23 protein-coding genes are annotated in these 24,449 nt (G+C 38.7%); 15 read left to right on the top strand and 8 right to left on the bottom strand.

Annotated features, from left to right (window positions below; genetic code table 11):
• The first annotated feature begins 7 nt into the window (after nt 1-7).
• From JXQ92_RS09575 to JXQ92_RS09560, 4 genes are all read left to right on the top strand, one after another.
• Nucleotides 8-1,177 carry a 6-bladed beta-propeller gene (locus tag JXQ92_RS09575; RefSeq protein ID WP_421986380.1) on the top strand — a complete coding sequence of 390 codons (1,170 nt, stop codon included), beginning with the start codon at nt 8-10 and terminating at the stop codon, nt 1,175-1,177.
• A 64-nt stretch (nt 1,178-1,241) separates the two neighbouring features.
• Nucleotides 1,242-2,387, top strand: a complete 1,146-nt coding sequence (locus tag JXQ92_RS09570; protein WP_421986379.1) for a 6-bladed beta-propeller — start codon at nt 1,242-1,244, stop codon at nt 2,385-2,387.
• Entirely contained in the window at nt 2,369-2,881 is a 513-nt protein-coding gene (locus JXQ92_RS09565; RefSeq protein WP_421986378.1) for a 6-bladed beta-propeller, read from the top strand. Before JXQ92_RS09570 ends, JXQ92_RS09565 begins: the two co-directional genes overlap by 19 nt.
• An 82-nt stretch (nt 2,882-2,963) precedes the next feature.
• The gene (locus JXQ92_RS09560; RefSeq protein WP_421986377.1) at nt 2,964-3,545 is read left to right on the top strand and encodes a hypothetical protein; all 582 of its coding nucleotides are present in this window, start codon (nt 2,964-2,966) and stop codon (nt 3,543-3,545) included.
• On the opposite strand, the gene cdaA is transcribed toward JXQ92_RS09560, so the two are convergent.
• Both cdaA and folP read right to left on the bottom strand, forming a co-directional pair.
• The gene (gene cdaA, locus JXQ92_RS09555; RefSeq protein ID WP_421986376.1) at nt 3,542-4,390 is read right to left on the bottom strand and encodes a diadenylate cyclase CdaA; all 849 of its coding nucleotides are present in this window, start codon (nt 4,388-4,390) and stop codon (nt 3,542-3,544) included. The genes JXQ92_RS09560 and cdaA overlap by 4 nt on opposite strands.
• Nucleotides 4,387-5,244: a dihydropteroate synthase gene (gene folP / locus JXQ92_RS09550; RefSeq protein ID WP_421986375.1), complete on the bottom strand. Its 858-nt coding sequence runs from the start codon at nt 5,242-5,244 to the stop codon at nt 4,387-4,389. The genes cdaA and folP overlap by 4 nt, the downstream gene beginning before the upstream one ends.
• Before the next feature lie 31 nt (nt 5,245-5,275).
• Between folP and JXQ92_RS09545 the strand changes: the two genes are divergently transcribed.
• The 3 genes from JXQ92_RS09545 to JXQ92_RS09535 are packed head-to-tail and all read left to right on the top strand — an operon-like array spanning nt 5,276 to nt 7,341.
• Nucleotides 5,276-5,821, top strand: coding sequence for a DUF1599 domain-containing protein (locus tag JXQ92_RS09545; RefSeq protein WP_421986374.1), 546 nt, complete (start codon nt 5,276-5,278; stop codon nt 5,819-5,821).
• Nucleotides 5,818-6,813: a DoxX family protein gene (locus JXQ92_RS09540; protein WP_421986373.1), complete on the top strand. Its 996-nt coding sequence runs from the start codon at nt 5,818-5,820 to the stop codon at nt 6,811-6,813. Before JXQ92_RS09545 ends, JXQ92_RS09540 begins: the two co-directional genes overlap by 4 nt.
• Entirely contained in the window at nt 6,814-7,341 is a 528-nt protein-coding gene (locus tag JXQ92_RS09535; RefSeq protein WP_421986372.1) for a shikimate kinase, read from the top strand.
• Here JXQ92_RS09535 and JXQ92_RS09530 read toward each other — a convergent pair.
• Both JXQ92_RS09530 and JXQ92_RS09525 read right to left on the bottom strand, forming a co-directional pair.
• Complete coding sequence (locus tag JXQ92_RS09530; protein ID WP_421986371.1) at nt 7,338-8,864, bottom strand: OmpP1/FadL family transporter; 1,527 nt, start codon at nt 8,862-8,864, stop codon at nt 7,338-7,340. The genes JXQ92_RS09535 and JXQ92_RS09530 overlap by 4 nt on opposite strands.
• A gap of 25 nt (nt 8,865-8,889) precedes the next feature.
• Nucleotides 8,890-10,524 carry a hypothetical protein gene (locus JXQ92_RS09525; protein ID WP_421986370.1) on the bottom strand — a complete coding sequence of 545 codons (1,635 nt, stop codon included), beginning with the start codon at nt 10,522-10,524 and terminating at the stop codon, nt 8,890-8,892.
• A gap of 133 nt (nt 10,525-10,657) precedes the next feature.
• Between JXQ92_RS09525 and proS the strand changes: the two genes are divergently transcribed.
• The 3 genes from proS to floA are packed head-to-tail and all read left to right on the top strand — an operon-like array spanning nt 10,658 to nt 13,658.
• Nucleotides 10,658-12,136, top strand: coding sequence for a proline--tRNA ligase (gene proS / locus JXQ92_RS09520; RefSeq protein ID WP_421986369.1), 1,479 nt, complete (start codon nt 10,658-10,660; stop codon nt 12,134-12,136).
• Nucleotides 12,137-12,181: 45 nt separating this feature from the next.
• Nucleotides 12,182-12,649, top strand: coding sequence for an NfeD family protein (locus JXQ92_RS09515; RefSeq protein ID WP_421986368.1), 468 nt, complete (start codon nt 12,182-12,184; stop codon nt 12,647-12,649).
• A gap of 1 nt (nt 12,650) precedes the next feature.
• Complete coding sequence (gene floA / locus JXQ92_RS09510; protein ID WP_421986367.1) at nt 12,651-13,658, top strand: flotillin-like protein FloA; 1,008 nt, start codon at nt 12,651-12,653, stop codon at nt 13,656-13,658.
• A gap of 51 nt (nt 13,659-13,709) precedes the next feature.
• Here the strand turns inward: floA and JXQ92_RS09505 are convergent, their stop codons facing one another.
• Nucleotides 13,710-15,923 carry a WG repeat-containing protein gene (locus JXQ92_RS09505; protein WP_421986366.1) on the bottom strand — a complete coding sequence of 738 codons (2,214 nt, stop codon included), beginning with the start codon at nt 15,921-15,923 and terminating at the stop codon, nt 13,710-13,712.
• A gap of 78 nt (nt 15,924-16,001) precedes the next feature.
• The gene (gene hemA, locus JXQ92_RS09500) at nt 16,002-17,261 is read right to left on the bottom strand and encodes a glutamyl-tRNA reductase (protein ID WP_421986365.1); all 1,260 of its coding nucleotides are present in this window, start codon (nt 17,259-17,261) and stop codon (nt 16,002-16,004) included.
• Nucleotides 17,262-17,451: 190 nt separating this feature from the next.
• On the opposite strand from hemA, the gene JXQ92_RS09495 reads away from it, so the two are divergent.
• Nucleotides 17,452-18,390 carry a helix-hairpin-helix domain-containing protein gene (locus tag JXQ92_RS09495; RefSeq protein WP_421986364.1) on the top strand — a complete coding sequence of 313 codons (939 nt, stop codon included), beginning with the start codon at nt 17,452-17,454 and terminating at the stop codon, nt 18,388-18,390.
• 273 nt (nt 18,391-18,663) lie between these two features.
• A complete protein-coding gene (locus JXQ92_RS09490) occupies nt 18,664-19,020 on the top strand; it encodes a T9SS type A sorting domain-containing protein (protein ID WP_421986363.1) in 357 nt (118 codons plus the stop codon).
• A gap of 29 nt (nt 19,021-19,049) precedes the next feature.
• Here the strand turns inward: JXQ92_RS09490 and asnS are convergent, their stop codons facing one another.
• Complete coding sequence (gene asnS / locus JXQ92_RS09485) at nt 19,050-20,498, bottom strand: asparagine--tRNA ligase (RefSeq protein WP_421986362.1); 1,449 nt, start codon at nt 20,496-20,498, stop codon at nt 19,050-19,052.
• Nucleotides 20,499-20,758: 260 nt separating this feature from the next.
• Here asnS and rpoN point away from each other — a divergent pair, with 260 nt between their 5' ends.
• From rpoN to JXQ92_RS09470, 3 genes are all read left to right on the top strand, one after another.
• Nucleotides 20,759-22,210, top strand: coding sequence for an RNA polymerase factor sigma-54 (gene rpoN / locus JXQ92_RS09480; protein ID WP_421986361.1), 1,452 nt, complete (start codon nt 20,759-20,761; stop codon nt 22,208-22,210).
• Nucleotides 22,211-22,427: 217 nt separating this feature from the next.
• The gene (locus tag JXQ92_RS09475) at nt 22,428-22,829 is read left to right on the top strand and encodes a phosphatase PAP2 family protein (RefSeq protein ID WP_421986360.1); all 402 of its coding nucleotides are present in this window, start codon (nt 22,428-22,430) and stop codon (nt 22,827-22,829) included.
• Nucleotides 22,830-22,832: 3 nt separating this feature from the next.
• The gene (locus JXQ92_RS09470) at nt 22,833-23,612 is read left to right on the top strand and encodes an enoyl-CoA hydratase-related protein (RefSeq protein ID WP_421986359.1); all 780 of its coding nucleotides are present in this window, start codon (nt 22,833-22,835) and stop codon (nt 23,610-23,612) included.
• Nucleotides 23,613-23,624: 12 nt separating this feature from the next.
• Here JXQ92_RS09470 and JXQ92_RS09465 read toward each other — a convergent pair whose 3' ends face one another.
• Nucleotides 23,625-24,332 carry an outer membrane beta-barrel protein gene (locus JXQ92_RS09465; RefSeq protein WP_421986358.1) on the bottom strand — a complete coding sequence of 236 codons (708 nt, stop codon included), beginning with the start codon at nt 24,330-24,332 and terminating at the stop codon, nt 23,625-23,627.
• Nucleotides 24,333-24,449 lie beyond the last annotated feature (117 nt).

Raw genomic sequence — 24,449 nt, 5'->3', positions numbered from 1 at the left:
AAAAAATATGGACAAAATTTATTTCAAACTGATGACTAGATGTCTTGGACTCGTCATAGTCGTTTTCTTTTTCGGTAGTTGTAGTGGGGAAAAGACCACGCAAGAAGAATCAAGTTTACCTTTAATCGATGGTTTTCAGTCCTACTCTTTAGATATAAAAGCTGAAGATATAGGTCTGTCCGAGCTAATCGAATCAATTGAGATCATGCGTTTAGAGGAAACCCCAGAGTCTTTATTGGGGTACGTGAGGCAAATTGAATTTTATCAGAACCAGATGATTGTTCCTGGAAGGGAAGGTAATATTTACATTTTCAGTGAAGGTGGAGATTTTATCAGAAAGATTAATAGAAAGGGAGAAGGACCAGAAGAATATAGTGGTTGGAATGACGTATGGCTGCAAAATGGTCAGATTTGTGTTTTTACTTATGATCGGCATATTAAACGTTACGACGTAGAAGGCAATTTTATTAGTGCCGAGAGAGTACCTCAAAATGCTACGCATTTACACCCCTTTAACGGAGGGTATGCACTGGACATGAATTACAGTTTTACAAATGACTCTCTGAAGTACATGGTTACTATTCTGGATAATGAAATGAAAGTGAGTAACACTTTTTTGCCTTTTGAGAAGTTTCCAGACTTTGGGATTTCTATGAGTAATAAGAGTGTTTTTCCAGTGGGCGATGATGTGTTTTTTCTTCAGTTGGGTAAAGACTCTGTATACAGAATTGGCGCCGATTCTTTAATGCCATACATTCATTATGACTTTGGGGAAGATTGGTATTTTCAACCTGGCGTTGAGTTCAACTCAATGATGATGGTTGAGGCTGAGAAGAGTGGGCAGGTTTGGTTTATGAATAATCGCATAGGTGAAAATTACATCTACTTGACGGCTGTATCGGGAGCTCCTGCACATAAATTTTTCATCGATCGGAGATCAAAAAGTATAGTAAAAATAGACGACTCATCTTATGCTGATCAGCGGTACGGTATCTCAAGTATTGGCTGGGACGGAGATGATTTTCTCTTTACAATGCAATCCACTCAACTCGAATCCTTGTTGGGTAAATTAGATGAGAGTGAATTTCAGTTCATTGGAGATGCTAGCTTAGAGGTTATCGAATCATCAGAAAACCCTGTCTTGATTCGTATGAAACTGAAAGATAATCTTGATTGATAATGATAATATAAGTCGAGTATCATTGACTTTGCAATCGAATTAACTATAATTATAGTTAATTATGAAAAGCCATATTTTTTCTCTCCCATTAATCATTATTCTAGCTGTTTCTTGCCAAGAAAAGAAAGAGGAAGTAACCGCTGATACCAATTCTTTTAAGACCTACAAGATTAGTATGAAAGCTGAGAAAACGGATTTTACTGATCGTGTTCAGCGAATTGAAATTCTCGGTTTAGAAGAAACCGGCACTTCTCTTTTGCAGCCCAACGCACTTTATTTTCCTCATGAGAATGGCGTTGTTGTTATTAATGAGGGAGAGGGGGACGTGACTTCATTTGATAAACAGGGAAAATATATTTCGCATTTCAATCGAAAAGGGCTGGGGCCTGAAGAATATTCATCAATGGCCAGTAGCAATTTCAGAGACGGAATCGTTGAAACCATTTCATACAATAGTTTGAAGATGATGCAATATGATCTTCAGGGTAATTTGCTTGGGGCCATTAAGCTTCCTTATGTGGTAAACGACGCTTTGTTTTTTGAAGATGGTTACTTATTAGGCATGGCGTTTCCAATAGGAATTGATTCCGTTAAGCACAACCTTATTTTAACGGATGCACAATTAAAGCCGACTAGATATGCCTTGCCTCTAAATAAGCCAGAGGGTGTTCCTGTTACTCCTCCGAATAATGCTTTTCAGCTTTTTAAAGATAATGCGCTTTTCAATCCGTTTTGGACAGATTCAATCTATCAAATAAAGGGAAGCAAGGTAGAGCCATATGCTCATCTAGATTTTGGAGATGATTGGTTGTGGAAGGATTTTCCTTTGACAAGAAGTTTAGATGGTAAAACAATGGATGCCATGAATAAGTCAGGCAAGGTTTGGGCTTATTTAATGGTTTATGGAGAAGATAGAATAGAGATGAATTATTCTTACAGCTTTGAAAAACCGCCCGGCTTAGGGTTTGTTGACAAGAAATCTGGAAAGTTTTATCATTATGAGCATAACTGGTCTTCAAGTAAAACTATGCCTTTAGTACCTATCCGATATTATGGTCATCAACTTCTAGCCGTTGTCCAGTCTGATGCTATTGAAGAGTTAGTGTCAGCCGCCGGAAATAACAATGCTAAGGTGATAGGAGCTATGTCATTGGAAGAAATTTCTTCCTCAGAAAACCCCGTTTTAGTATGGATCGACTTCAAATAAGGATGACTTCTTCGTTTTGGTTAAGTCTAAGTTTGGTCATTGGTCTTAGCTCGTGTTCTACAAAAGTTAATGATCAAGATGTTGGACTCCTTTCTAAAAATTTAGATTCATTTAGAACCTACACTATAGATATACACACTAACCCGGTTTCTATTTTTGATTTAATAGAAGAAGTGGAGCTAATTGGATTAGAAGAAACTCCCGGTTCACTGCTTAGCTTTGTTAGTGACGTTCAATTTGTTAATGATCAGATCATAATTAAAGGATCAACAGGAGATGTTTTCATTTTCGATAATAATGGTGATTTTCTAAATAAAATCAACAATCAAGGCAATGGACCCCAAGAATATAGTTTTTTGGCGTCCTTTTGGGTAGACAATTCTATCAATGTTTTCGATCAGCCTGTTGGACGACTACAGCGTTATGATTTAACGGGCAAACATCTTTCATCAAAGAGGCTGAACTATAAAGGGGAGTATCTTTTGCCATTATAATGGGGGCTATGCTCTTGATAGAAATTTACAGATAGAAGATAGCGTCAATTATCAATTGCTTCTATTCGATAATGAGCTAAATATGGTTAAGGCACTCAATCCATTTGTTAAGGATGTAAGATCTGGCAGGGTTTTTACATATGGCATACCACTAGCGCCATATAAGGAAGGGCTCATATATCATCGGACAATGAGCGATACTATATTTTACCTCAATCAAAACACCCTCAGCCCACTAATTACTTATGATTTTGGTGCGGATTGGGCATGGACTAATGCTGCTTTGATAGCAAATGATGCTTCAATAAGAAGTATTACTATGAAAAACGATTATGTATGGAATACTAATTCCTACGTTGGCGATGAATTTATACTAATGAGGTTTACTGGAGGACGAAAAGACTTTCGCTATATACTGATTGATAGAATAGGGACTGGAAATAATTTGATCGATTTTCGAAAAGGAGTAGATGAGAACTTTGATTTGAGGCCTATAAGATGGGACAATAACTTCTTGACTTTCAGCCTAAGTTCTTCCGATGTAAGCAGTTTTGTAGAAGAGCTAGGTTTAGATAAAGTGAGTTATAGAAAGGGTACTACGTTAGAGTCTATAGAGGATTCAGAGAATCCGGCCTTGATTAGAATAAAGTTTAAAATGAATTAAGCTGCTTCGTCAGACTCCTGCTCACTTGTAGTTTCAGCATTTTCCGTTCTTTCAGCTTCCTGTAGGTAGGCATTAATTCGTTTTCTGATTTCAGGTATTGATAAGTTGCTATCCATTTGCCCGTTTCGCGCCACGGACATTTGCCCAGTTTCTTCAGAAACAATTAAGGTAAGGGAATCTGTGGCCTCAGACATGCCGAGTGCAGCCCTGTGGCGCATGCCAAATTGTGCAGGCAAATCTCTCTCACTTACAGGCAATATGCACCTTGCCGCTCTTACCTTTCCTTGATGAATAATCACTGCTCCATCATGAAGAGGGCTGTACTTATTAAAAATCGAGATTAATAATCTTTTAGAAATAAAGGCATCAATCAAGTCGCCAGAATCTACATAGAACTTTAGCTCTGAGCTTTTAGAAAACACCATCAAGGCGCCAGTATTGGTAGTGGATAGGCCTTTGATAGCTTCAATGATTGGAGTCACATTGAAAGTTTCTTTTTCAACCCTTCTTTTCCAAATCATCACAGATTGTAGAATGCCGTTCTCCCGAAAGGTAGTTTTTCCTAGTATCAGCAAGAACTTTCTTATTTCCTGTGAGAAAATTATGATGGCCGCTAGCACACCAACGCCCATGAATTGGCCGAGAATTCCGGCGAGCAATTCCATTTGAGCGGCTCTTACCACTAAGTATACCAAATAGAGTACCAGAAAGCCGATAAGTACCCTTACGGCCACACTACCTTTTAAGAGTTTATAGACCTGATAGAGTAGTACACTCACCAATAGAATGTCTAAGATGTCGATCCATCTGACTTCAAGAAACCCTATTTTAAATGCGAAAATCAACCCTTATATGCTTCGTAAAGTGTAATTATTTCTTTAGCCGCCTTTACGTCGTGCACACGTAAAATGGAGGCGCCGTTCATTAAAGCGGCCATATTTAAAGCGGCCGTACCATTGAGGGCGTCTTCAGGTGCTATGTCGAGCTTTTTGTAAATCATGGACTTTCTTGATAAACCAGCCAATATTGGATGTTTCAATCTCTTAAATAAACCCAAATTTCGAAGGATTTCATAGTTCTGGTCAATGGTTTTAGCAAAGCCAAAGCCCGGATCGATCAAGATGTCGTAAACGCCTAGGTTCATTAACCGTTGGCATTTTTCATTTAACTCAAATAAAATGTCGTTGATTAGATGGTCATAATCCACCAATCCTTTCATAGTGAGTGGCGTACCGCGCATGTGCATGAGTACATATGGAACACCTAAGCTGGCAACTGTCTCGAACATTTTATTGTCGAGGTTTCCACCAGAAACATCGTTAATCATAAGGGCACCGGCATTTACTGCTGCAGAAGCCACTTCAGACCTAAATGTGTCAATTGAAATAATGGCTTCCGGAAAACGTGTGCTAATATTTTCAATTGCTGGAATCACTCGTTTCAATTCCTCTTTAATAGAAATATCCTCAGCGTTGGGACGCGTGGAATATCCCCCGATATCTAAAAAGAGTGCTCCGTTCTCAAGCATTTTTTCTGCCTGACTAAGAATTTCATCAGTCGAGTTAAACCTACTTTTGTCGAAGAAGGAGTCTGGTGTCACATTGATAATTCCCATTAGCTTCGGCCTTGCCAGAGAAACAAGATTTCCACTAATGTTCAATGTGGTTTTAACCTGAAATAAGTTATCTTTCGCCTTCAAGAATTGTCTGAAAATTTAAAAAGCATTCACTTTGGAGGAACAAACGGTAGGCGAATATAAGCAAGTTATTGAGGCCTGTAAAGACATATTTCTGAAGAAAACTCAAGATTATGGCACTGCCTGGCGAGTCTTGAGGTTGCCTTCTATTACAGATCAAATTTTCATCAAAGCTCAGCGCATCCGATCCATTCAGGAAAAAGGTACGCAAAAAGTCAACGATGATATCTCTGGTGAATTTATTGGCATTATTAACTATTGCGTCATTGCCCTAATTCAAATGAATTTAACGGAAAATGATCCTATGGAAATGGAAGTAGGATCATTGGAACCGCTCTACGACAAACACGTTAATAATACCATGCAATTGCTGATGGATAAGAACCATGACTACGGCGAAGCATGGCGTGATATGAGAGTTGGATCAATCACTGATATAATCTTAATGAAGCTTTTTCGCGTTAAGCAAATTGAGGACAATGCCGGTAAGACAATTATTTCTGAAGGTATAGATGCGAATTATATGGACATGATCAATTATGCGGTGTTTTGCATGATTTTGATGAAAGAGCGTAAATGATGAAAGCATTAAATTCAATAGCGAGAATACTGGTCGGAGGATTATTCATATTCTCAGGACTTATAAAAGTAAATGACCCTGTTGGAACACAGATTAAATTAGAAGAGTACTTCTCTGTTTTCGCTATTGATATTGCTCCATTTTTTGAAGCGTTAAAACCTTTATCGTTATTTCTTTCCATGCTACTTTCTACTTTAGAAGTGGTTTTAGGAATTGCGCTTCTATTGAAATATAGAGAGCGATTGGTGACGATATCTCTTTTAGTGATGATCGTTTTCTTCACTTTTCTAACCTTTTACTCAGCCTATTTCAACAAAGTAACTGATTGTGGTTGCTTTGGAGATGCGATTAAGCTCACACCATGGGAGTCGTTCACTAAGGATATTATTTTACTTGTTCTGATCGTTTTCTTATTTATCAACCGAAAGAAGAACGAGCTGTTGAATGCGGGTAACTTCAGAGCCATTGCCGTAGCTGTTGCCTTGGCCTTTTGTCTCTTTATAGAAGTTTGGTCAATCAATCACTTACCCTCAATTGACTTTAGAGCCTATAAAATTGGGACTGATATACCAACGGATATGTTGCCACCGGCAGATGATCCTGGTACTGTTCCGAAAATCACGAATTATTCCATTTGGGGCGATGAGTCCGACTACACCATGGAGTCGTTGAAAGGCAAAAAGCTTTTAATAGTGGTACACGAAACGGAATCAACCGATCTTGATGCCTACACAATGATTAATAGTCTTGTAAGTGCATTAGGTAATCAAGTGGAGGTTTCGGCTGTTACTGCATCATCAGGAGCACAGTTCGAAGCACTGAGACATAGCGTTCAACTACCGGTGCCGTACTACTATTCTGATAAAACACTTTTAAAGACGATGATTCGTTCCAATCCCGGATTAGTCTTACTACAAGACGGAGAAATCATGAACAAATGGCACTATAATGACGTGCCAGGAGCAGGCGAACTGCTGTCAAACCTGAAATAAATGAGTGTAAAAAAGGGAATCTTTTTGATTGGGCTTGCGGGCTCAGGTAAAACGACTTTGGGTAAGTCTTTGGCTAAATCAATCGGCTATAAATTCATAGACTTAGATCATGTAATCGTGGAAAGAGAAGGGTTAACAATTCCTGAAATTTTCAAGAAGCAAGGCGAAGGTCAATTTAGACTATACGAAAAAGAAGCTTTACATGAAGTAATTGCGGTGGAGGACACTTTTGTACTTGCCACTGGAGGAGGTACGCCTTGTTTTCACTTTAATATGGATGCAATGAATGAAAGTGGCACTACAATTTATCTAGATGTAAACCCTGGAGATTTAGCACTTAGAATCATAGAAGAGGGTGTAGAGAAGCGCCCCATGTTTAGTAGCTACGACCATCAAGATCTGATTCAGGAAATTCGTGAAATGAAGGAAATCAGGGATGACTATTATAGCCAGGCGCAAATAAAAATTAGAGATAACCGCATCTCAGCAGATACGATTATCTCTAAACTTAAAGATTCAAAGGACTAGAAATTCAATCCGAAAGTTAGTCTCGCATTATTCAATTTACTCTCTGTAATTGCGGTTGGTCCAACACCATCGGTAAATGTATATGATGTAAAGGAGTCATTGAATTTTGTTTGAGAGTAGGCGAAATCAAAGAAGTACCTTCCCAGATTCATCCCTATGCCAGCAGAAATTACCGTTCTCGATCGGTCAACATCGTCTAAAAGATCATTCGTAGGATCACCTAAAGAAGCGTACCCACCTCTAAACCTAAACTCCTTGTATCTGTATTCACCACCAATTCTAATATTGGTTGCTGCATCATAAATACTTGCAATAGTTCTGTTGTCACTGTCGGCAGAAAAGTCACTAGAAGAAACATGCGCGTTAGAATAATTGATTCTTTCAAAGTCAGCCGTTATAAAACCACTTTTTCCAATGAAAAACGCTGCACCCAAGTTTATTTTTGAAGGAGTTCTCAAATCATAATCTGAAAAGAATACGTTGGTTTGTGTTTGAAGGCTATTCAATACAGTGTCTTCAAGAATTACCCGTTGTCCATTATCCTCAAAACCCGATACATCAAAGTTGTTATACTCAGAATTGTAAACCGCATCGCTTTCTTCACTGAAGTTAAACCAAGTAGGGGTTGTAATAGAAGCACCAACTCTTAAGAAATCAGTTGGTCTTACGATTATACCTACGTTCGCGTTAAAACCAGTGCCTGAAGCATCGAATAACTCATCTATACTGAAAGACTGCAGTACCGTTCCGGCAAAAGACTCAATATAGATTCTGTTCATATTATAACTGCTGTAAACTATGCCAACACCAGCACCGACGTATATTTTGTCATCATAGTTGGCACCTCCAGCAATGTTTATCTTATCCGTAAATCCACTTCTTGTTATTGATTCCTCTTGAAAAGGAAAGCCTTCAACCGGAGATACGTAAAAGTCTGGTGCATTCGGTAATGGGTTAATCAAATAATGATCGAATCCTACTTGTTCAATGCCACCTAATTCAAAGTCAAAGAAACCATCCGCTCTATCGAGCATTGCGTCTATGATTGAATTATTGTCGTTGTTAGCCCCATAAGTCAGCCTTTGACTAAAGTCGTTTGTTCTGTTATACGTTACCGCAATAGAACCACCACGCCATCCTCCGGGAATAAAATCACTCTTATTAAAGTTGACGACAACACCTAGATTTGAAAATTCTAGTCTTGACTTCTCATTATTACTATTCTGACCAAGAAAAGCAGTATTGTATTGATTGAAGTTTAAACTAGGAGTGAATACGAATTGTGACCTGTTATAGAAGCCAAGTCCTGCAGGGTTTAATGCAGTGGCACTTAAATCACCACCTAGCACTGAACCCGCACCAGCCATACCGGCTATGCGTGCCGTACCTACCATATTTGATTGACTAAACCTTAGTGCGTCTTGGTAATAACCGAATGATCCGGATTGAACTTGCGCGTTTAGGTTAAAGTGAAGGCAAAGCGCTGCCATGCCTATCACCATAAGCTTTATCTTATTTTTCATTTGTTGAGTTTTTGTGTTGGACTACCTAGTTACCTCTTCCTGATGATCTTGAACCGCCGCTTCTGCTTGAAGAGCTACTGCTTCTGCTTGAAGAACCGCTGCTTCTACTTGAAGAAGAGCTACTTCTGCTAACTCCGCTAGATCTTGAACTGCTGCTTCTTGAAGAACTACTTCTTACACCGCTAGATCTCGAGCTAGAAGAACGACTTGAACTGCTGGACACTCCTCTTGAAGAACTACTTCTGCTAGAAGATCGGCTAACACTGCCTGATGATCTTGAAGAGCTACTTCTATTGAAAGAAGGGCTACTTGATCGGCTACTGCTACTTCTAGTACTAGAACTAGAGCTTCTGCCTACAGAGGAACGTGATGAAGAGCTTCTAGACGTTCTAGAACTTACAACTGACCTTCCACTTGTAGCATTTGCCCTTACGCTAGAAGAACGTCGGTTTCTAGATGATTCATCAAATCGATAAGCATCAGTGCTTGTTCTTCTAGATCGTGAAGATCGTGAACTCACAACTGCATTTGAAGAGCTACTTCTTGAACTTCGACTAGAACTTACTCCGCTTGAAGACGAAGATCTTACTCTTCCGCTGTTTCTTTCAGACCTTGCGGCGATTGCACTTCTTGTAACGGCTGATCTTGAGTTGCCAGAAGCAGAAGATAGTCGCTGTGACCTTGTAGGTGCCACGCCATTTGTGGCATCCGATCTTACGCTAGATACTGAAGAAGACTGAAGTCTACCACCTCTAGTGTAGGTTCTATTGTTTTGTGCAACAATTACATTACCTCTATATATATACTGATTGCTGAAAATAGGAGGACAGTAAACATAAGGATCATTGAATCCATTCCATCTATTACCTCTATTCCAACGGTTGAATCTATTCCATCTATTGAAGCCATTCCACCCCCAAGAACCATTAAAGAAGAATGGGTCGTAGAAAAATGGATCATTAAAGAAAGGATCATAAAAACCATTACCAATCCCAAACCCAAATCCGTTCCAAAAACCTCTACCGAACCCAATACCTACGGAGAACCCAATTCTTGGTCTTACGACAATAGGAGCATACCCATTGACGAACATTCTAGATTGGTTGAAGTCAGAAAAGGTTGCATTACCAATTCTGCCGGCATTTGCATTTAAATAACGATCCATTCTATCGTTATCACCTACATAGTATTGTTCATACCATGCCAGTCTAAACTCAAAATCGTTACTCACAAGATCGTTGAAATAATTTTCGTCCCACTCGGTTTCCCAGTCAAGTGGGAGCGTGTAGGCGGCTAGAAACTCATTTTCATAATCAGAAATAAAGTCTCTGTAGTTCAATTGGTTTGCTCTTTCTACTTTAGGGCCTACCTCACCTTGAACAAAATATTCTGTTTCTGAAGGGGTATTGTTTGTGTATTTATTGACAAGTTCGTCGTCAACTGCTGCTCTTGAAGAGTTTGCCAAAGTTATCATTTGAGAAACGTCCTCAACACCCGATACAGGTTTGGTTACGACCTTAGGTGCCTTTTTTCTGTCAGATGACGTGAAGTACACATCATCATATTCTGAAGATTGTTGATATTGGTTTGGAGCGCATGCAAACAGCGTAAGCATGCTGAGTGGTGCCATTAATAATTTGAGATGAATTCGACTTTTCATGACTTTCTTTTTTAGTGGCTTAAAGACTTAACGTCTATTTACTTTTTTTGGTCGAGAAAATATTCGAAAACTCTATATTTGTCGAACATTTTATCAACGCAAAAACAGCAAGGATCATACCAAATCTGAGAATATGAGCAAAGGATTGCCAAAAAGAAGTGAAGATTATTCATTGTGGTACAATGAATTAGTGAAAAAAGCGGATTTAGCAGAAAATTCTGCAGTAAGAGGATGTATGGTTATAAAACCTTACGGTTACTCTATCTGGGAGAAAATGCAGGCCGAAATTGATAGAATGTTCAAAGAAACTGGTCATACCAATGCTTATTTTCCTCTATTTATTCCAAAGTCTTACTTAAGTAAGGAGGCTGATCATGTAGACGGTTTTGCAAAAGAGTGTGCAGTAGTAACACACTATCGTCTTAAAAATGATGAAGACGGTAATGGAGTAGTTGTAGATCCTGATGCGAAATTAGAAGAAGAACTAATTGTTCGGCCTACTTCAGAAACCATTATTTGGAGTACCTATAAGAACTGGGTACAGTCTTATCGTGATTTGCCAATTATGGTAAACCAGTGGGCTAATGTAGTGCGTTGGGAAATGAGAACAAGGTTCTTTTTAAGAACGACAGAGTTCCTATGGCAAGAGGGACATACGGCACATGCTACTAAGCAGGAGGCGATAGACGAGTCGATTCAAATGATGAATGTTTATGCATCGTTTGCTGAAGACTTCATGGCTGTACCTGTAGTAAAAGGTATAAAATCAGAAAGCGAACGCTTTGCTGGTGCAATTGAAACTTATTGTATTGAAGCACTAATGCAAGATGGTAAGGCACTGCAGGCAGGAACTTCTCATTTCTTAGGACAAAACTTTGCGAAAGCTTTCGATGTAAAATTTGCAAACCGTGAAGGTGGGCAGGATTATGTATGGGGAACCTCTTGGGGGGTAAGTACACGATTGATGGGGGCACTAATTATGGCGCATTCAGACGACCAAGGTCTGGTGTTACCTCCTAAATTAGCGCCAATTCAAGTAGTGATTGTACCTATATACAAAGGAGAAGACCAATTAAATGCCATTATCGATAAAGCTGATGGAATCATTAAGTCGCTAAGAGCTGTAGGTATTTCGGTGAAGTTTGATGGACGTGATACTTATAAGCCCGGTTATAAATTTGCAGAGTGGGAATTAAAAGGCGTTCCCGTTAGGATTGCCATCGGCCCGAAGGATATGGAGAATAACTCCATTGAAATTGCCCGAAGAGATACCGGTGTAAAAGAAACGTTTAGTCTTGAAGAAGATCTTACCGCTAAGATTCAAGGTCTCATGGACGAAATCCAAAACGCGATCTACAAAAAAGCACAAGATTTTAGAATCGAGAATACCCGCTCTGTTGAGACTTATGATGAGTTTAAGGAAGTCTTAGAGAACGAGGGAGGGTTTATTTCAGCACACTGGGATGGAACTGCCGAGACCGAAGAAAAAATAAAGAACGAGACCAAAGCCACTATTCGTTGTATTCCAATCGATGCAGTGGCAGAGGAAGGTAAATGTATTTATACAGGCAAGCCTTCAAAAGTCAGAGCCCTTTTCGCGAAAGCATACTAGAAGAACGCTTTTAATTGTATATTTAGTCATCTCGCAAACGCAACTATGGCTGATTGGATCTATATCGTTTTATTAATTCTCATTGGATTGATTCTGGTGATTGTTGAGCTAATCTTTATTCCTGGTACAACAATTTTCGGAATATTAGGCGCTCTCTTAGTAGCGGTAGGAGTCTTTTTCACTTATGAGAATTATGGCAATACCATAGGAACCTATGTCTTTATTGGGTCAGCACTGACCGGTGGGGGCTTATTGATTTACGGGCTTAAAGCCAAAACGTGGAAGAAATTTGCATTAACCTCGCAGATTGATTCGAAAGTAAAAGAAGGATATACAGATATTCTTAGGGAAAATATGACTGGATTGGCCATGTCTGACTTAAAACCGATTGGTAAAGTTGAATTCGAGGGAAAAGCTTACGAAGTAACCTCTCAAGACGGACTAATAGATTCTGGAAGCGAAGTGCGGATAACACGAATAAATAGAAATAAGATAATTGTCAAATTAGCATAGTATGAATATGGAAAACTACTTACCGATTGTATTAGTCGTTGGGGGCATTTTAGTGCTCTTTACATTTTTATATTTCGTGCCTGTCGGTTTATGGGTTACGGCACAATTTTCTAACGTTCGTGTTAGTATTGGCAAGCTCATTGGGATGAGGATAAGAAAGGTGCCTCCAGGAATCATTGTAAACTCGTTAATTACGGCTACTAAAGCTGGTTTGAATTTGACTAATGATGAACTTGAAACGCACTATCTAGCTGGAGGAAATGTGCCATCAGTAATTAAAGCCTTGATTTCTGCTGATAAAGCAAATATCACCTTGGGCTTCAAACAAGCCACAGCTATAGATCTTGCTGGACGCGAAGTATTCGAAGCCGTGCAGATTTCTGTAAACCCTAAAGTTATCACAACACCTAAAGTAGCGGCTGTGGCGCAAGACGGTATTCAGTTAATGGCTATAGCCAGGGTGACTGTTAGAGCAAACATTCAGCAACTAGTCGGTGGAGCAGGCGAAGATACCATCTTAGCAAGAGTAGGAGAAGGCATTGTAACGTCAATTGGTTCTGCCCAATCTCATAAAGCCGTGTTAGAAAATCCTGATAAAATATCAAAGCTAGTATTACAAAGAGGCTTAGACGCTGGAACAGCATTTGAGATTCTATCTATTGACATAGCTGATATCGACGTAGGTGTAAATATTGGAGCAACACTACAAACAGATCAAGCACAAGCAGATTTGAAAGTTGCAGAAGCTAAAGCGGAAGAAAGAAGAGCAATGGCTGTGGCCGAAGAGCAAGAAATGAAGGCGAAGTCCCAAGAGGCAAGAGCTAAAGTTATTGAAGCCGAAGCTGAAGTACCGTTAGCCTTAGCAGAAGCATTTAGGTCCGGAAACCTTGGTGTAATGGATTACTATAAAATGGAAAACATTCAATCCGATACAAGTATGAGAGAGTCAATAGCAAACCCTCCACAAAAAACATCGCCTAAGAAAAAATTGGATGGCGGGAACAAATAAGTAATCAATACACCTCGATAAAAGGCCAATCAGAAATAACTGATTGGCCTTTTATTTTATCTCTATTTCGATCCACCTCATGGATTCGGAAGCAATAAATTTATCTCCTTGTTGGATGATTTTCTCATACACAACCGGAACAATGTCTTCCCCTTTAGCATTGATTACGCCTTTTAAGCCAGAATTTTCTATCTGAAAAAATCCTTTAGCTAACTGCGTTATTTTTTCAAATTGAGGGTCTTTTATTAAAGTGCCTTTCAAATCGGCTATGCCATATCTGCCGTTTTTCTCAAGAAGTAAATAGTCCTTCTGTCGCATGATATTCGTGTAGCCAAACGATAAGATTTCTTTGCCCGACTTGTCGATTAAACCATAACCCTTTTCGTTTTTTACAACGGCAAGGCCATCCTTGAAAATACTCACCTCGTCATAAATAGGTTGAATAACAAAGTTCTCATCTATATCCACAAAGGCCCATTTCCCAATTACCTTAACAGAGAATAAGTCTTCAGAAAATTCGCCAGCAGCCTCATAACGATTGGCAATTCTTAATTGACCACTTTCATTCAGGAAGCCCCATTGTCCATCGATCTTAACCGGAATATATCCGGAATCATAGCCCCCTAAAGCTTGAATATCTTCAGATAATTTAAAGTCTGATTGACTGCTAGGTTTATAAAGAAAACTCAAGCTATCTCGACTTAATAAATACAAGTCATTACTTAAAACCTCGATGCTTTCATAGGCAGGTTCCAAAAGTTGCACTTGTTGGTCGTTGTAAAGTACTAAACCATCTTCTAGGCTTTGGGAATAGCCTTGCGGCAAGGGATTGATGCGCTTGTAGGAAGAGGCTATTAATCCTCCTTTAAGGTCAAATAATTTGAATTCCGAGCCTTGATGAGAAAGTATTCTGTTGTTTTGAATTGACAGACTATCGCTGTAAGGTGTTATTATCCAATTACCGCTTGTATTGATAACACCTCTACTATTCTGATACTCAACCATTGCCAAACCCTGTTCGATTGCACTAATCTCATCATATAGAAAAGGACTCACCTCTCTACCCGTCACTTCATTCAAGAAACCATACTTGTTGTTTCTTAACGCTTTTAAAACGCCATATTCAGCTTCATGAATTTCGTTGTACTCATAAAGAGATTGCTTTTTACCCTTCAAATTGAACACATTCCAATATTGAGTTTCATCATTTATGGTTTGCGCAAATAAGAGGTGTTCCGTGATCCGTAAGCTGTCGTAGAAAACTGGTAAAATTGTTTTCCCAGTATTATCTATCACACCCTGAAGGCCATTTAAATCTTCAACAACGGATAATTGATGCTGCGTTGATTTCAGTTTTAGACCGTCTTTAAAGAACAAGAATTTCTCATCAACATCTATCAGGCCCGTGTTGTTGCCATTGTTCACCGCAAAAATGTTATCTCCGGAAAACCTTAATAAGTCGAAGTGAAAGCTGCTTTGGAATATTCCGGATGAATAATAATCCCATTTTTTGAAAGGAAGTGCCCTTGTTTTATCACCTGAGAATTCAATCACCTTATATATAGGTGCTACAATGGTTTCACCCATTTTACTGATAAGCCCGATCTTATTGAACGACTTGACTTGTAAGACATCATTATTCAATGCCGTAATAGATTCATAAAGAAAGGCGCTCAATGCATCTCCGCTACTATTATAAAGAGCACTCAAGCCACTTTTATCTCGCACAGCGAAAAGTCCGCCTTCAATTTCCTTAACCTCTCGAAAAGTTATAGGAATCAGTTCCTTACCATTCTGACTTAGTAACCCCTTGCGATAGATACTTGCCAGTCGTTTAGTGGCAATCAATACATTGCCCTTGTTTTCAAGGTTAGAAAAATCAAATGGTAGAATAGTCTTTCCTCTACTATTGACTATGCCGTATTCTAAAAGTATGGTGCCTTTGGCTCTTTTGCCTGAAATAAATAAGTCGTCTGTAAAAGGAAGCAATGCTGCGAAAAGATGATCAGTGATTTTGGTACCGTCTAGCTTAAAAAGTGCCCATTTTTCATTCTGTTGAGCCCCTATTAGGTTGTTGACTATAATAAACTCTCCATTAGACCAGCCAACCGATTGGTAGATCGCTTCGAGCACAACAGTTCCCGAACTAGTGTTTTTAATGCCATACTTCCCATTTATCGAAAAAGACTCGAACTGATCGGCAATGGAAGAGACAGTGTAAAACGCTAAAGCTATAAGGAAAAATAATCGTCTGACTGAGTGCATTAAAATGTAATACGGAAATAAATCGCTTTTGTAAACGAAATTAGCGTTTGCTCCTTATTAATTTATAGAAGAGGGATATTATTTACGAGTGGTTTCCTGATCTAACTGGAAAATATCAGTCAAAGCTTCAACTAGCGAATCAGCTTCTCCGCGCTTACAGGCAGCCTTGAGTTCAAGAACCGGAAGCTTCATGATTTTCTGAGTAATACTTTTGGATAACTTCTCCGCAAAATGTTCCATTTCAGGGGAAGCATTTTTCAAGTGACGTTGTAATTCGTCTTTTCTGATATCTTCAAGTGCATTCTTAAGCTTCTGAATAGTAGGAGAGACCACCATTTCTTGCGACCACTCCTTAATGCCTTCCATAGTTTCGGCTATGATCATTTCCACTTCAGGAATTGCAGCGACACGTTTTTCAACAGCTTTCGATGCCTTTTCTTGAATTTCATCGATGTTATAAACAGAAACTCCTTTAAGTGAATCTACTTCTGGGTCAATTGATCTTGGAATTGAAAGGTCAATTAAATACTGAATGCCAATTTTTTTATTGCCAAGATCATCAGCATTAATAAAATCTTTTACCGGAACACTTGATACGATAATGTCGTATTCAGGCAAGCTTCCTTTGACTTGGCTGAACTCAATCGTTTCTAGATTTAATTCAGCACCAAGCGAGCGTGTTTTTTCATTCGTACGGTTGCAAATATTTACAGAGAAAGTCTCATCAGATAAATGTCTCGCCAAATCTTCTCCAATTTCTCCTAGTCCTATCACTAGGACTCTTGGATTGACAAAAGATTCTGAAAGCGTTCTTATCAGTGTTGCCGAAGCGTAAGAAACACTCGCAGCACCATCTCTAAAGGCGGTCTCTTGAAAAACTCGCTTGTTCGCAAAGAAAACCGTATGAAGTAGTCTGTGCATGAAAGGACCAGCAGTATTATTATCGGCGGCAAGTTGGTAAGCCTGCTTTACTTGGTTAATAATCTGAAGATCACCAATTACTTGCGCTTCTAGTCCAAGCGCTACTCTAAATAAATAAGAAGAAGCCTCAAACCCATCAGTAATCGATTTGAACAATGGCAAAGAAGCATCAACTTTTTCAAGTCCTTTTTTCGCAGCAATTAAACTGATGATTTCTCTAGACCTGTCCTCCAAGTCACTATAAAAGATCTCAGTGCGGTTACACGTCGAAATAATCAAGGACTCTTCTAAGCCAAGAATTTCACGAAATTCGATCAATAAACTGCTGATGAGACTAGCATCCAAAGCAATAATCTCACGTATCTCCACAGGAGCGTTTTTGAATGAGATACCTACTACTTTGAAATGATTCTGCATTGTCTTAAGTCGTTAAAATAACGCAGTGCAAAAATAAGTCCTGCGTCGTCATTAAAAAAGCTTTATGCTTCAATTTGTTAGTTAAAACGGGTTTCAACGTTTTTTACCCAACCCTTTATGCAAGGAAATTGTTGAAGCTTTTTAATAAATAATTATATATTTAATTAATTGTGATTTAAATATATTTTTAATGAAACTCAAAAAGCTGATACAGGAATGGTTTGGTTTCACAAAGGCTGAAATTAATGGTATTGTTATTTTAATTCCGCTCATTGCCTTTTTCGTTTTAATGCCCACACTCTATCGTCAGTTTTTTGGTATCGACTACAATACGGGTGAGTCTGACAAAAGGCTGCTTGACTCTTTACTGTTAGAAATTCAAGCAGGGTTTAAAAAAGAAGTTGAGCCAGTTCAGAAACCGCTAGAACTGTTTAATCCGAATACCTATCCCGTAGCCGATCTTATAGCCATTGGTGTCCCAACCTTCCTGTCTAAACGAATTGAAAACTTTAGAAGCAAAGGAGGTAGCTTCAGAGTAAAATCAGATTTATTGAAGATTTATGATTTTCCAGATTCACTATACGATAGATTAAAAGGTTATATCGATTTACCAATTACTAGTCAAAATCACAGAACTGAAAAAGCTACGAAGTCCAGCTCGAAACCTCTTTTGCCAAGAAATGCTGATCCAGTGAAATCGTCCCCGAGCATTGTGTCAAAAAGATCATTAAGAATATTTGATTTGAATGAAGCAGATACTACACAATTGAAAATGATCAAAGGTATTGGTTCTAGCTATGCCAAGCGGATAGTTGGGTATCGTAATTTGTTAGGAGGTTATCACACCGTAGATCAATTGAAAGAAATCTATGGAATGTCAGAAGAACTATATCAATCCATTGTTGGTCAGTTTAAGGTTCAAGATCAGCCGGGTTTAAAGAAATTACAGATTAACATTGCCACTTTTAAAGAGTTGTTGGCGCACCCTTATATTGATTATGAGCTTACAAAGGAGATTCTTAACATGAAAAGCAGTCGAGGCAAGTTTTCCAATCTCGAAGATTTATATCTACTGACTTTAATTGATTCTGCAGGTGTAAAAAAGTTAGCGCCTTATCTAATATTTTAGAAAATGACGGACACAATCGCAGCCAATTGCACTCTGATGCAGTACGGTTTATGATATTCAGAATAACTTTCCTTAAGGGAATTTTATGATGGAAGCTGTTCCTTTTGCTTAGCCTAAGGTTTTAAATGCAAGGGATTATTCAAGCTAATTAGTGGCATTAGATTTGCTCTAATTGCAGAGAAAGGAATTATTAACGTTTGATAAGTGCCTTTTATTTGAAAAAACTATAACTTTAACTAAACCTTATCACAAGAATAGGGGTCTAACTATATAATGAGAATCTTCAATCGCCATATTTCACCGTTGCGCATAGTCTTTGGACTATCTCTTATGGTTATGGCGTTTAGCGTTTCGGCTCAATCCAATAGAACCAACGAAAAAGTTAAGGTTGAAGTATTCCCTAACCCAACATCTGATTTTCTTAATATAGATCTGTCCGATCTAGAGCTGGTAAAACCTAAGATTGAGATAAGAAGTATAATTGGTAAGAAAATTAAGGTCAACTTAGAAAAGAACGGCACCAAGAAATACAAGATAGATGTAGAGTCCTTTCCAAGAGGGTACTATCTCGTTCTAGTCATGGATGACCGGACCAAGTTTCAACAAACAGTTAGATTTAGTAAAAAATAAAAAGGCCGAAATTTTCGGCCTTTATTGTTTTAGAATGCTGCGCTTCCCGGAGTTCTTGGGAAAGGTATGACATCTCTTATGTTTGAGAGCCCTGTCACAAAGATCATTAAACGTTCAAAGCCTAAACCAAAGCCACTATGAGGCGCTGTTCCAAACCTTCGCGTATCGAGGTACCAATCCATTTCTTCTTCTGGGATACCCATTTCGGCCATTCGGCTTGTCAATACCTCCAACCTTTCCTCTCGCTGAGAACCTCCAACAATTTCTCCGATACCAGGGAATAAAATGTCCATGGCACCAACAGTGTTGCCGTCTTCATTCATGCGCATGTAGAAAGCCTTAATGTCTTTAGGATAGTCCGTTAAGATCACTGGCTTCTTAAAGTGCTTTTCAACTAAGAAACGTTCGTGCTCCGATTGTAAATCAGTGCCCCAGCCTTCAACTGGAAATTGAAATTTCCCTTTTTTGTTAGGCTTAGAATTCTTTAAAATTTGAATCGCTTCAGTGTAGGTGAGTCTTTCAAATGGGTTGTCGATAATGAACTGAAGTTTTTCAGTGAGCGTCATTGGACTACGTTCTACCTGAGGTTTGTTCTTTTCCTCATCGAGCAATCTCTGTTCTAAAAAGGCCAAATCATCAGCGCAATTGTCAAGCGCATATTGACATAAGAATTGCAGAAACTCTTCAGCCAAGTCCATATTGTCCTTTAAATCATAGAATGCCATTTCTGGTTCTATCATCCAAAATTCAGATAAATGCCTTGTTGTGTTAGAATTCTCAGCACGAAAAGTTGGTCCAAATGTGTAAATTTCACCAAGTGCTAATGCGCCAAGTTCACCTTCGAGTTGTCCTGACACCGTAAGGTTAGTTTCTTTGCCAAAAAAGTCTTGGCTATAGTCAACTTTACCATCTTCAGTTAGCGGAGGGTTAATTGGATCTAAAGTTGAAACCCTAAACATTTCTCCAGCTCCTTCTGCGTCCGATCCCGTTACAAATGGTGTGTGCCAATAATAAAATCCCTTATCGTTAAAGAATTTATGTACAGCATAAGACATAGCATGTCTCATTCTAAATATGGCGCCAAAAGTGTTAGTTCTAGGGCGTAAATGTGCTATTTCTCTCAAAAACTCTAAAGAGTGCTTCTTTGGTTGAAGTGGGTATTTTTCGGGATCTGCACTACCAATAATTTCAATAGCTGTAGCCGTAATTTCAACGTTTTGTCCAGCACCTTGTGAAGCAACTAACTTACCTTCTACCGAAATACTTGCCCCAGTAGTGATGCCTTTTAAAACATCTTCGCTGATAACGCTAGGATCTGCAACCACTTGGATACTATGAATTGAAGAACCATCATTCAAAGCAATAAAGGATACATGTTTGTTTCCTCTTTTAGTTCTTACCCAGCCCTTAGCAAGGATATCTACATCAAGTGCCGTAGCCTTAAGTAGTGAAGCGATTTTTGTTCTTTGCGTTTTCATAATGCCATTCCTGATAGATTCTAAAGGAACGCAAAACAATCATTTTTTAATCTCAATCACAACTAATTGATAATCATTTGATAGGCTTTGTCAGCATATAGTGTTTGGCTGAAGAGGGTCGTAAATATGCCTTTGTTGTCTTGAGTACCACTTTTGAATTTTTTTGCACGATTTTTGTTAAAAATTGTCATCAATTGAGCGCTTCTTCGTTCTTTCCTTTAAATTTGAGAAAGAAGCAACAAAGTATCTCATTTTAAAAGATGCAAAAACTCAGTCTTAATCAATCTTTAAGTCAAAAGCTGTCACCTCAGCAGATACAGTTTATTAAGCTGTTGCAGGTGCCGACCGCTGAACTCGATACTCGTGTAGAGGAAGAGTTAGAGATTAACCCTGCACTTGAAGAAGGTAGGGAAGAAGAGCCAGTTCAAGAAAAAGAAGAGTTTGATGACGCCGAAGTAAGCTCAACAGAAGATTTGAATGTTGAAGATTATTTGGGTGATGATGATTACTCAGGATATAAAATGCAAGGTGATGGCAATTATAGCGATGAGGAAGATCGTGAAATGCCAGTTGCTATGCAGGCTTCGCTAAATGATCAACTTGAAGCACAGCTTGGCTTTATAGGCCTTGATGAACGCCAAGAGACAATTGCTAAACAGTTAATAGGAAGTATTGAGACGGATGGTTATATCAGGCGAGAACTTGATTCTATTGTCAATGATTTGGCCTTTGCCCAAAATATAGAGTCAGATATTGAAGAGCTTGAAGAACTCTTAAGTCAGATTCAAAGGTTTGATCCTCCGGGTATTGCCGCTAGAAGTTTACAAGAATGTCTACTCATTCAGTTGGAAAGGAAAGCTGACGATATCGAAGATGATCCAAGCATCACCACGGCAATCAAAATACTTTCATTCTGCTTCGACGAGTTTACAAAGAAACATTACGATAAAATCATTAAGAAACTCAATATTGAGAATGATGACCTCTTAAAAGAGGCAGTTAATGCGATTACTAAACTTAATCCTAAGCCTGGCTCTATTTCTGGTGGCTTAGTGAAAACTCAATATTTGATTCCCGACTTTTTAATGACAAATAATGATGGGGAATTTGATTTAACCTTGAATAGTAGAAATGCTCCCGAATTGAGAGTAAGTCAATCCTATTCAGAAATGTTCTCAGCATACGATAAGAGTGATAAGAAAGATAAAAAGCTAAAGGAGACTGTTTCATTTGTAAAGCAGAAACTGGATGCGGCAAAATGGTTTATAGATGCCATTAAACAGCGCCAAAACACTTTACTCCGCACAATGGAGTCGATCTTGAAGTTTCAATATGAGTTCTTTTTAGAAGGAGACGAAACCAAGCTCCGGCCAATGATTTTGAAGGACATTGCGAATGAGATTCAGATGGATATTTCCACAGTATCGAGGGTGGCAAATTCAAAATCCATTCAAACCGATTTCGGTATTTTTCCATTAAAATACTTTTTCAGCGAAGGTATATCTACTGTAAGTGGTGAAGATGTGAGTAGCCGTGAAGTCAAAAATGTTCTTGCTGAAATGATCAGTAAGGAAGACAAGAAGAAACCACTTTCTGATGATAAATTAGAAAAGTCCCTCAAAGCGAGAGGCTATAATATTGCCAGAAGAACCGTTGCCAAATATCGAGAGCAACTAAATATTCCTGTGGCGAGGTTGAGAAAAGAATTGTGATTTGAGTTTTTTAGCCAAATTCATTACCTATTTGTTCCAGCCGCTTTTAATGCCCTCGCTGGTTTTCTATACTATATTATTTCATCTGGGTAATAGTTCGAACTTATCTGATAAAGGTAGATGGACAGTCGTATCCTTGATTTTTGTTACAACCTGTTTAGTTCCAGTGCTTACTGTAATCATGTTTCGCTTAACTAAAGTGATTAAAGATTTACACATGACAAATAGGAAAGATCGTTATCTGCCGTTTGTCTTTATCTCATTATTCTATATTGTAGTTTCATTTATGATTCGTGGCCAAGAATGGATGACGCCCGCGATGAATATTGCATTTATTGCCATTACCTCAGTCGTAGTCATTACCAATGGCATTACCTTTAAGTGGAAAATAAGTGCTCATGCAGCAGGAGTGGCAGGTTGGTTAGGGTTTGTCATTGCGTTTAAATCCACTTTTCAAGCAACAAACACTTTATTTTGGCCTTTAATTGCGGCAGTAGCCCTTACTGGCTTGGTTGCTTGGGCAAGACTTTATCTTCACGCCCACAAACCAGCCGAAATAGTGGGTGGGTGTTTACTTGGTTTTATTATTAGTTACGGATCTATCATTTTATTCCTTTAGCCTATGTTCGAGTATATTAAATATGATTTAGTAGATGGCATTGCCACAATTACTTTAAACAGACCAGAGGTCTATAATGCCCTCAATAATGAAATTACATTTGAGCTTCAGAAGGCATTTAAGGAAGCAAAGAAGAATCCAGAAGTTCGTGTTGTGGTACTTACAGGAGAGGGGAAGGCTTTTTGCTCAGGGCAAGACTTAAAAGCTTCATCTAAAGAACCAAATCGATCGTTTTCTGATTCAATACATAAACGTTACAATCCGATCATCAAAGCCATTCGAAAACTACCAAAACCTGTGATTTGTAGGTTGAATGGTGTTGCCGCCGGTGCAGGTTGTTCTTTCGCCTTGGCCTGTGATATTGTTGTAGCCTCTGAAAGCGCCAAGTTAATAGAGGTATTCGTTAACATAGGTTTGGTGCTGGATTCAGGCTCATCTTATTTCCTACCACGTTTGGTTGGTTCTGCTAAAGCATTTGAATTATCTACAATGGGTACCAGAGTCTCTGGGAAGCAGGCAGAAGAAATGGGGCTTATTAATAAATGTGTTGCGGATGATCAGCTTGATACCGCTGTTAAGCATTATACAGATTATTATGCAAAAGCACCAACCAAAGCAATTGGTCTAATGAAGAAAATGCTTAACAAGTCTCAAAATGCATCGCTGGATGAAATGCTCGAGTACGAAGCATATAATCAAGATATCGCTGGCGCTACACACGACCATAAAGAGGGTGTAACAGCATTCTTGGAGAAGCGTTTGCCAGAATTTAAAGGAAACTAAATAAGGCTTTATTTAGAAGCCTGTTAAAGAAATGCCGAAGGTTAGTGTCTGAGTGGTGGTCCCACCTGCAGGCGCAGTATCCCATTTATCGGATAACTCATAGAAACCAAAAAGACTAAATCCACCAAAACCTATTCGGCCTTGGATTCCATAGCGGAATCTGTTCAAGCCTAGATCTTGTCTGTTTTTGATAAGATTTTCATCACCTGCCGTATCTTCAAATCTAATTTTAGTGAAAGAAGAGTAAAGAACACCAACTTTTGCACCTATAGCTGCTCTAAAACCTGTGTTGTAACGGTTTCCGCTAGCATACCAACGCAATTCAAGAGGTACATCTACATAATTCATGGCTACTTTCGATTTTCCGAAACTGAAGCCATCATCCACCACATTGTTTATAGCAGCAGTACTGATTGATTTAACACCAGAGTTACTAATAGAAGAGGTTAAAGTGAAGTTATCTTCCAATGAATACTTTTCAAGTCCTAGTCCAATTCCAGGCGTAAAAGTAAAGCCTCTGTTGCCTAGGGGGATATCGTAGAAATAAGTAATCCCAACAGTCTTAGATTGAATGCTATTCAGATTAACATTATCAGGCGCATTGCCCCAGTTATTAATGCCAATATCAACGATCAAAGCACCTGGTAAATCAGGCCTTTGCGCTTTTACAGACAGAGTCATTAAAAATAAACCAGTAAACGCAATTAAGAACTTCTTCATGTATGCTGAATTTAAGCGGTGGCAAAGATAGTATTTTCAAAAGTATATCGAACCGACTTTTGCAAAGAAAAAGAATTAATTACCTTTGCAGACCATTTTAACGGACTTTAACTTCCG

Origin of the sequence: Roseivirga sp. (assembly GCF_049099775.1) — a bacterium.
Classification (GTDB): Bacteria; Bacteroidota; Bacteroidia; order Cytophagales; family Cyclobacteriaceae; genus Roseivirga.
Note: the sequence above shows the minus strand (reverse complement) of the source record. Positions and strands in the feature narration are given on the sequence as shown.

Bases quoted from the DNA above. Each gene is read 5' to 3' on its own strand.
- JXQ92_RS09575 (WP_421986380.1), top strand. From the start codon at position 8: ATGGACAAAATTTATTTCAAACTGATGACTAGATGTCTTGGACTCGTC.
- JXQ92_RS09570 (WP_421986379.1), top strand. From the start codon at position 1,242: ATGAAAAGCCATATTTTTTCTCTCCCATTAATCATTATTCTAGCTGTT.
- JXQ92_RS09565 (WP_421986378.1), top strand. From the start codon at position 2,369: ATGGATCGACTTCAAATAAGGATGACTTCTTCGTTTTGGTTAAGTCTA.
- JXQ92_RS09560 (WP_421986377.1), top strand. From the start codon at position 2,964: ATGGTTAAGGCACTCAATCCATTTGTTAAGGATGTAAGATCTGGCAGG.
- JXQ92_RS09540 (WP_421986373.1), top strand. From the start codon at position 5,818: ATGATGAAAGCATTAAATTCAATAGCGAGAATACTGGTCGGAGGATTA.
- JXQ92_RS09535 (WP_421986372.1), top strand. From the start codon at position 6,814: ATGAGTGTAAAAAAGGGAATCTTTTTGATTGGGCTTGCGGGCTCAGGT.
- JXQ92_RS09530 (WP_421986371.1), bottom strand. From the start codon at position 8,864: ATGAAAAATAAGATAAAGCTTATGGTGATAGGCATGGCAGCGCTTTGC.
- JXQ92_RS09525 (WP_421986370.1), bottom strand. From the start codon at position 10,524: ATGAAAAGTCGAATTCATCTCAAATTATTAATGGCACCACTCAGCATG.
- proS (WP_421986369.1), top strand. From the start codon at position 10,658: ATGAGCAAAGGATTGCCAAAAAGAAGTGAAGATTATTCATTGTGGTAC.
- JXQ92_RS09515 (WP_421986368.1), top strand. From the start codon at position 12,182: ATGGCTGATTGGATCTATATCGTTTTATTAATTCTCATTGGATTGATT.
- floA (WP_421986367.1), top strand. From the start codon at position 12,651: ATGAATATGGAAAACTACTTACCGATTGTATTAGTCGTTGGGGGCATT.
- JXQ92_RS09505 (WP_421986366.1), bottom strand. From the start codon at position 15,923: ATGCACTCAGTCAGACGATTATTTTTCCTTATAGCTTTAGCGTTTTAC.
- hemA (WP_421986365.1), bottom strand. From the start codon at position 17,261: ATGCAGAATCATTTCAAAGTAGTAGGTATCTCATTCAAAAACGCTCCT.
- JXQ92_RS09495 (WP_421986364.1), top strand. From the start codon at position 17,452: ATGAAACTCAAAAAGCTGATACAGGAATGGTTTGGTTTCACAAAGGCT.
- JXQ92_RS09490 (WP_421986363.1), top strand. From the start codon at position 18,664: ATGAGAATCTTCAATCGCCATATTTCACCGTTGCGCATAGTCTTTGGA.
- asnS (WP_421986362.1), bottom strand. From the start codon at position 20,498: ATGAAAACGCAAAGAACAAAAATCGCTTCACTACTTAAGGCTACGGCA.
- rpoN (WP_421986361.1), top strand. From the start codon at position 20,759: ATGCAAAAACTCAGTCTTAATCAATCTTTAAGTCAAAAGCTGTCACCT.
- JXQ92_RS09475 (WP_421986360.1), top strand. From the start codon at position 22,428: ATGACAAATAGGAAAGATCGTTATCTGCCGTTTGTCTTTATCTCATTA.
- JXQ92_RS09470 (WP_421986359.1), top strand. From the start codon at position 22,833: ATGTTCGAGTATATTAAATATGATTTAGTAGATGGCATTGCCACAATT.
- JXQ92_RS09465 (WP_421986358.1), bottom strand. From the start codon at position 24,332: ATGAAGAAGTTCTTAATTGCGTTTACTGGTTTATTTTTAATGACTCTG.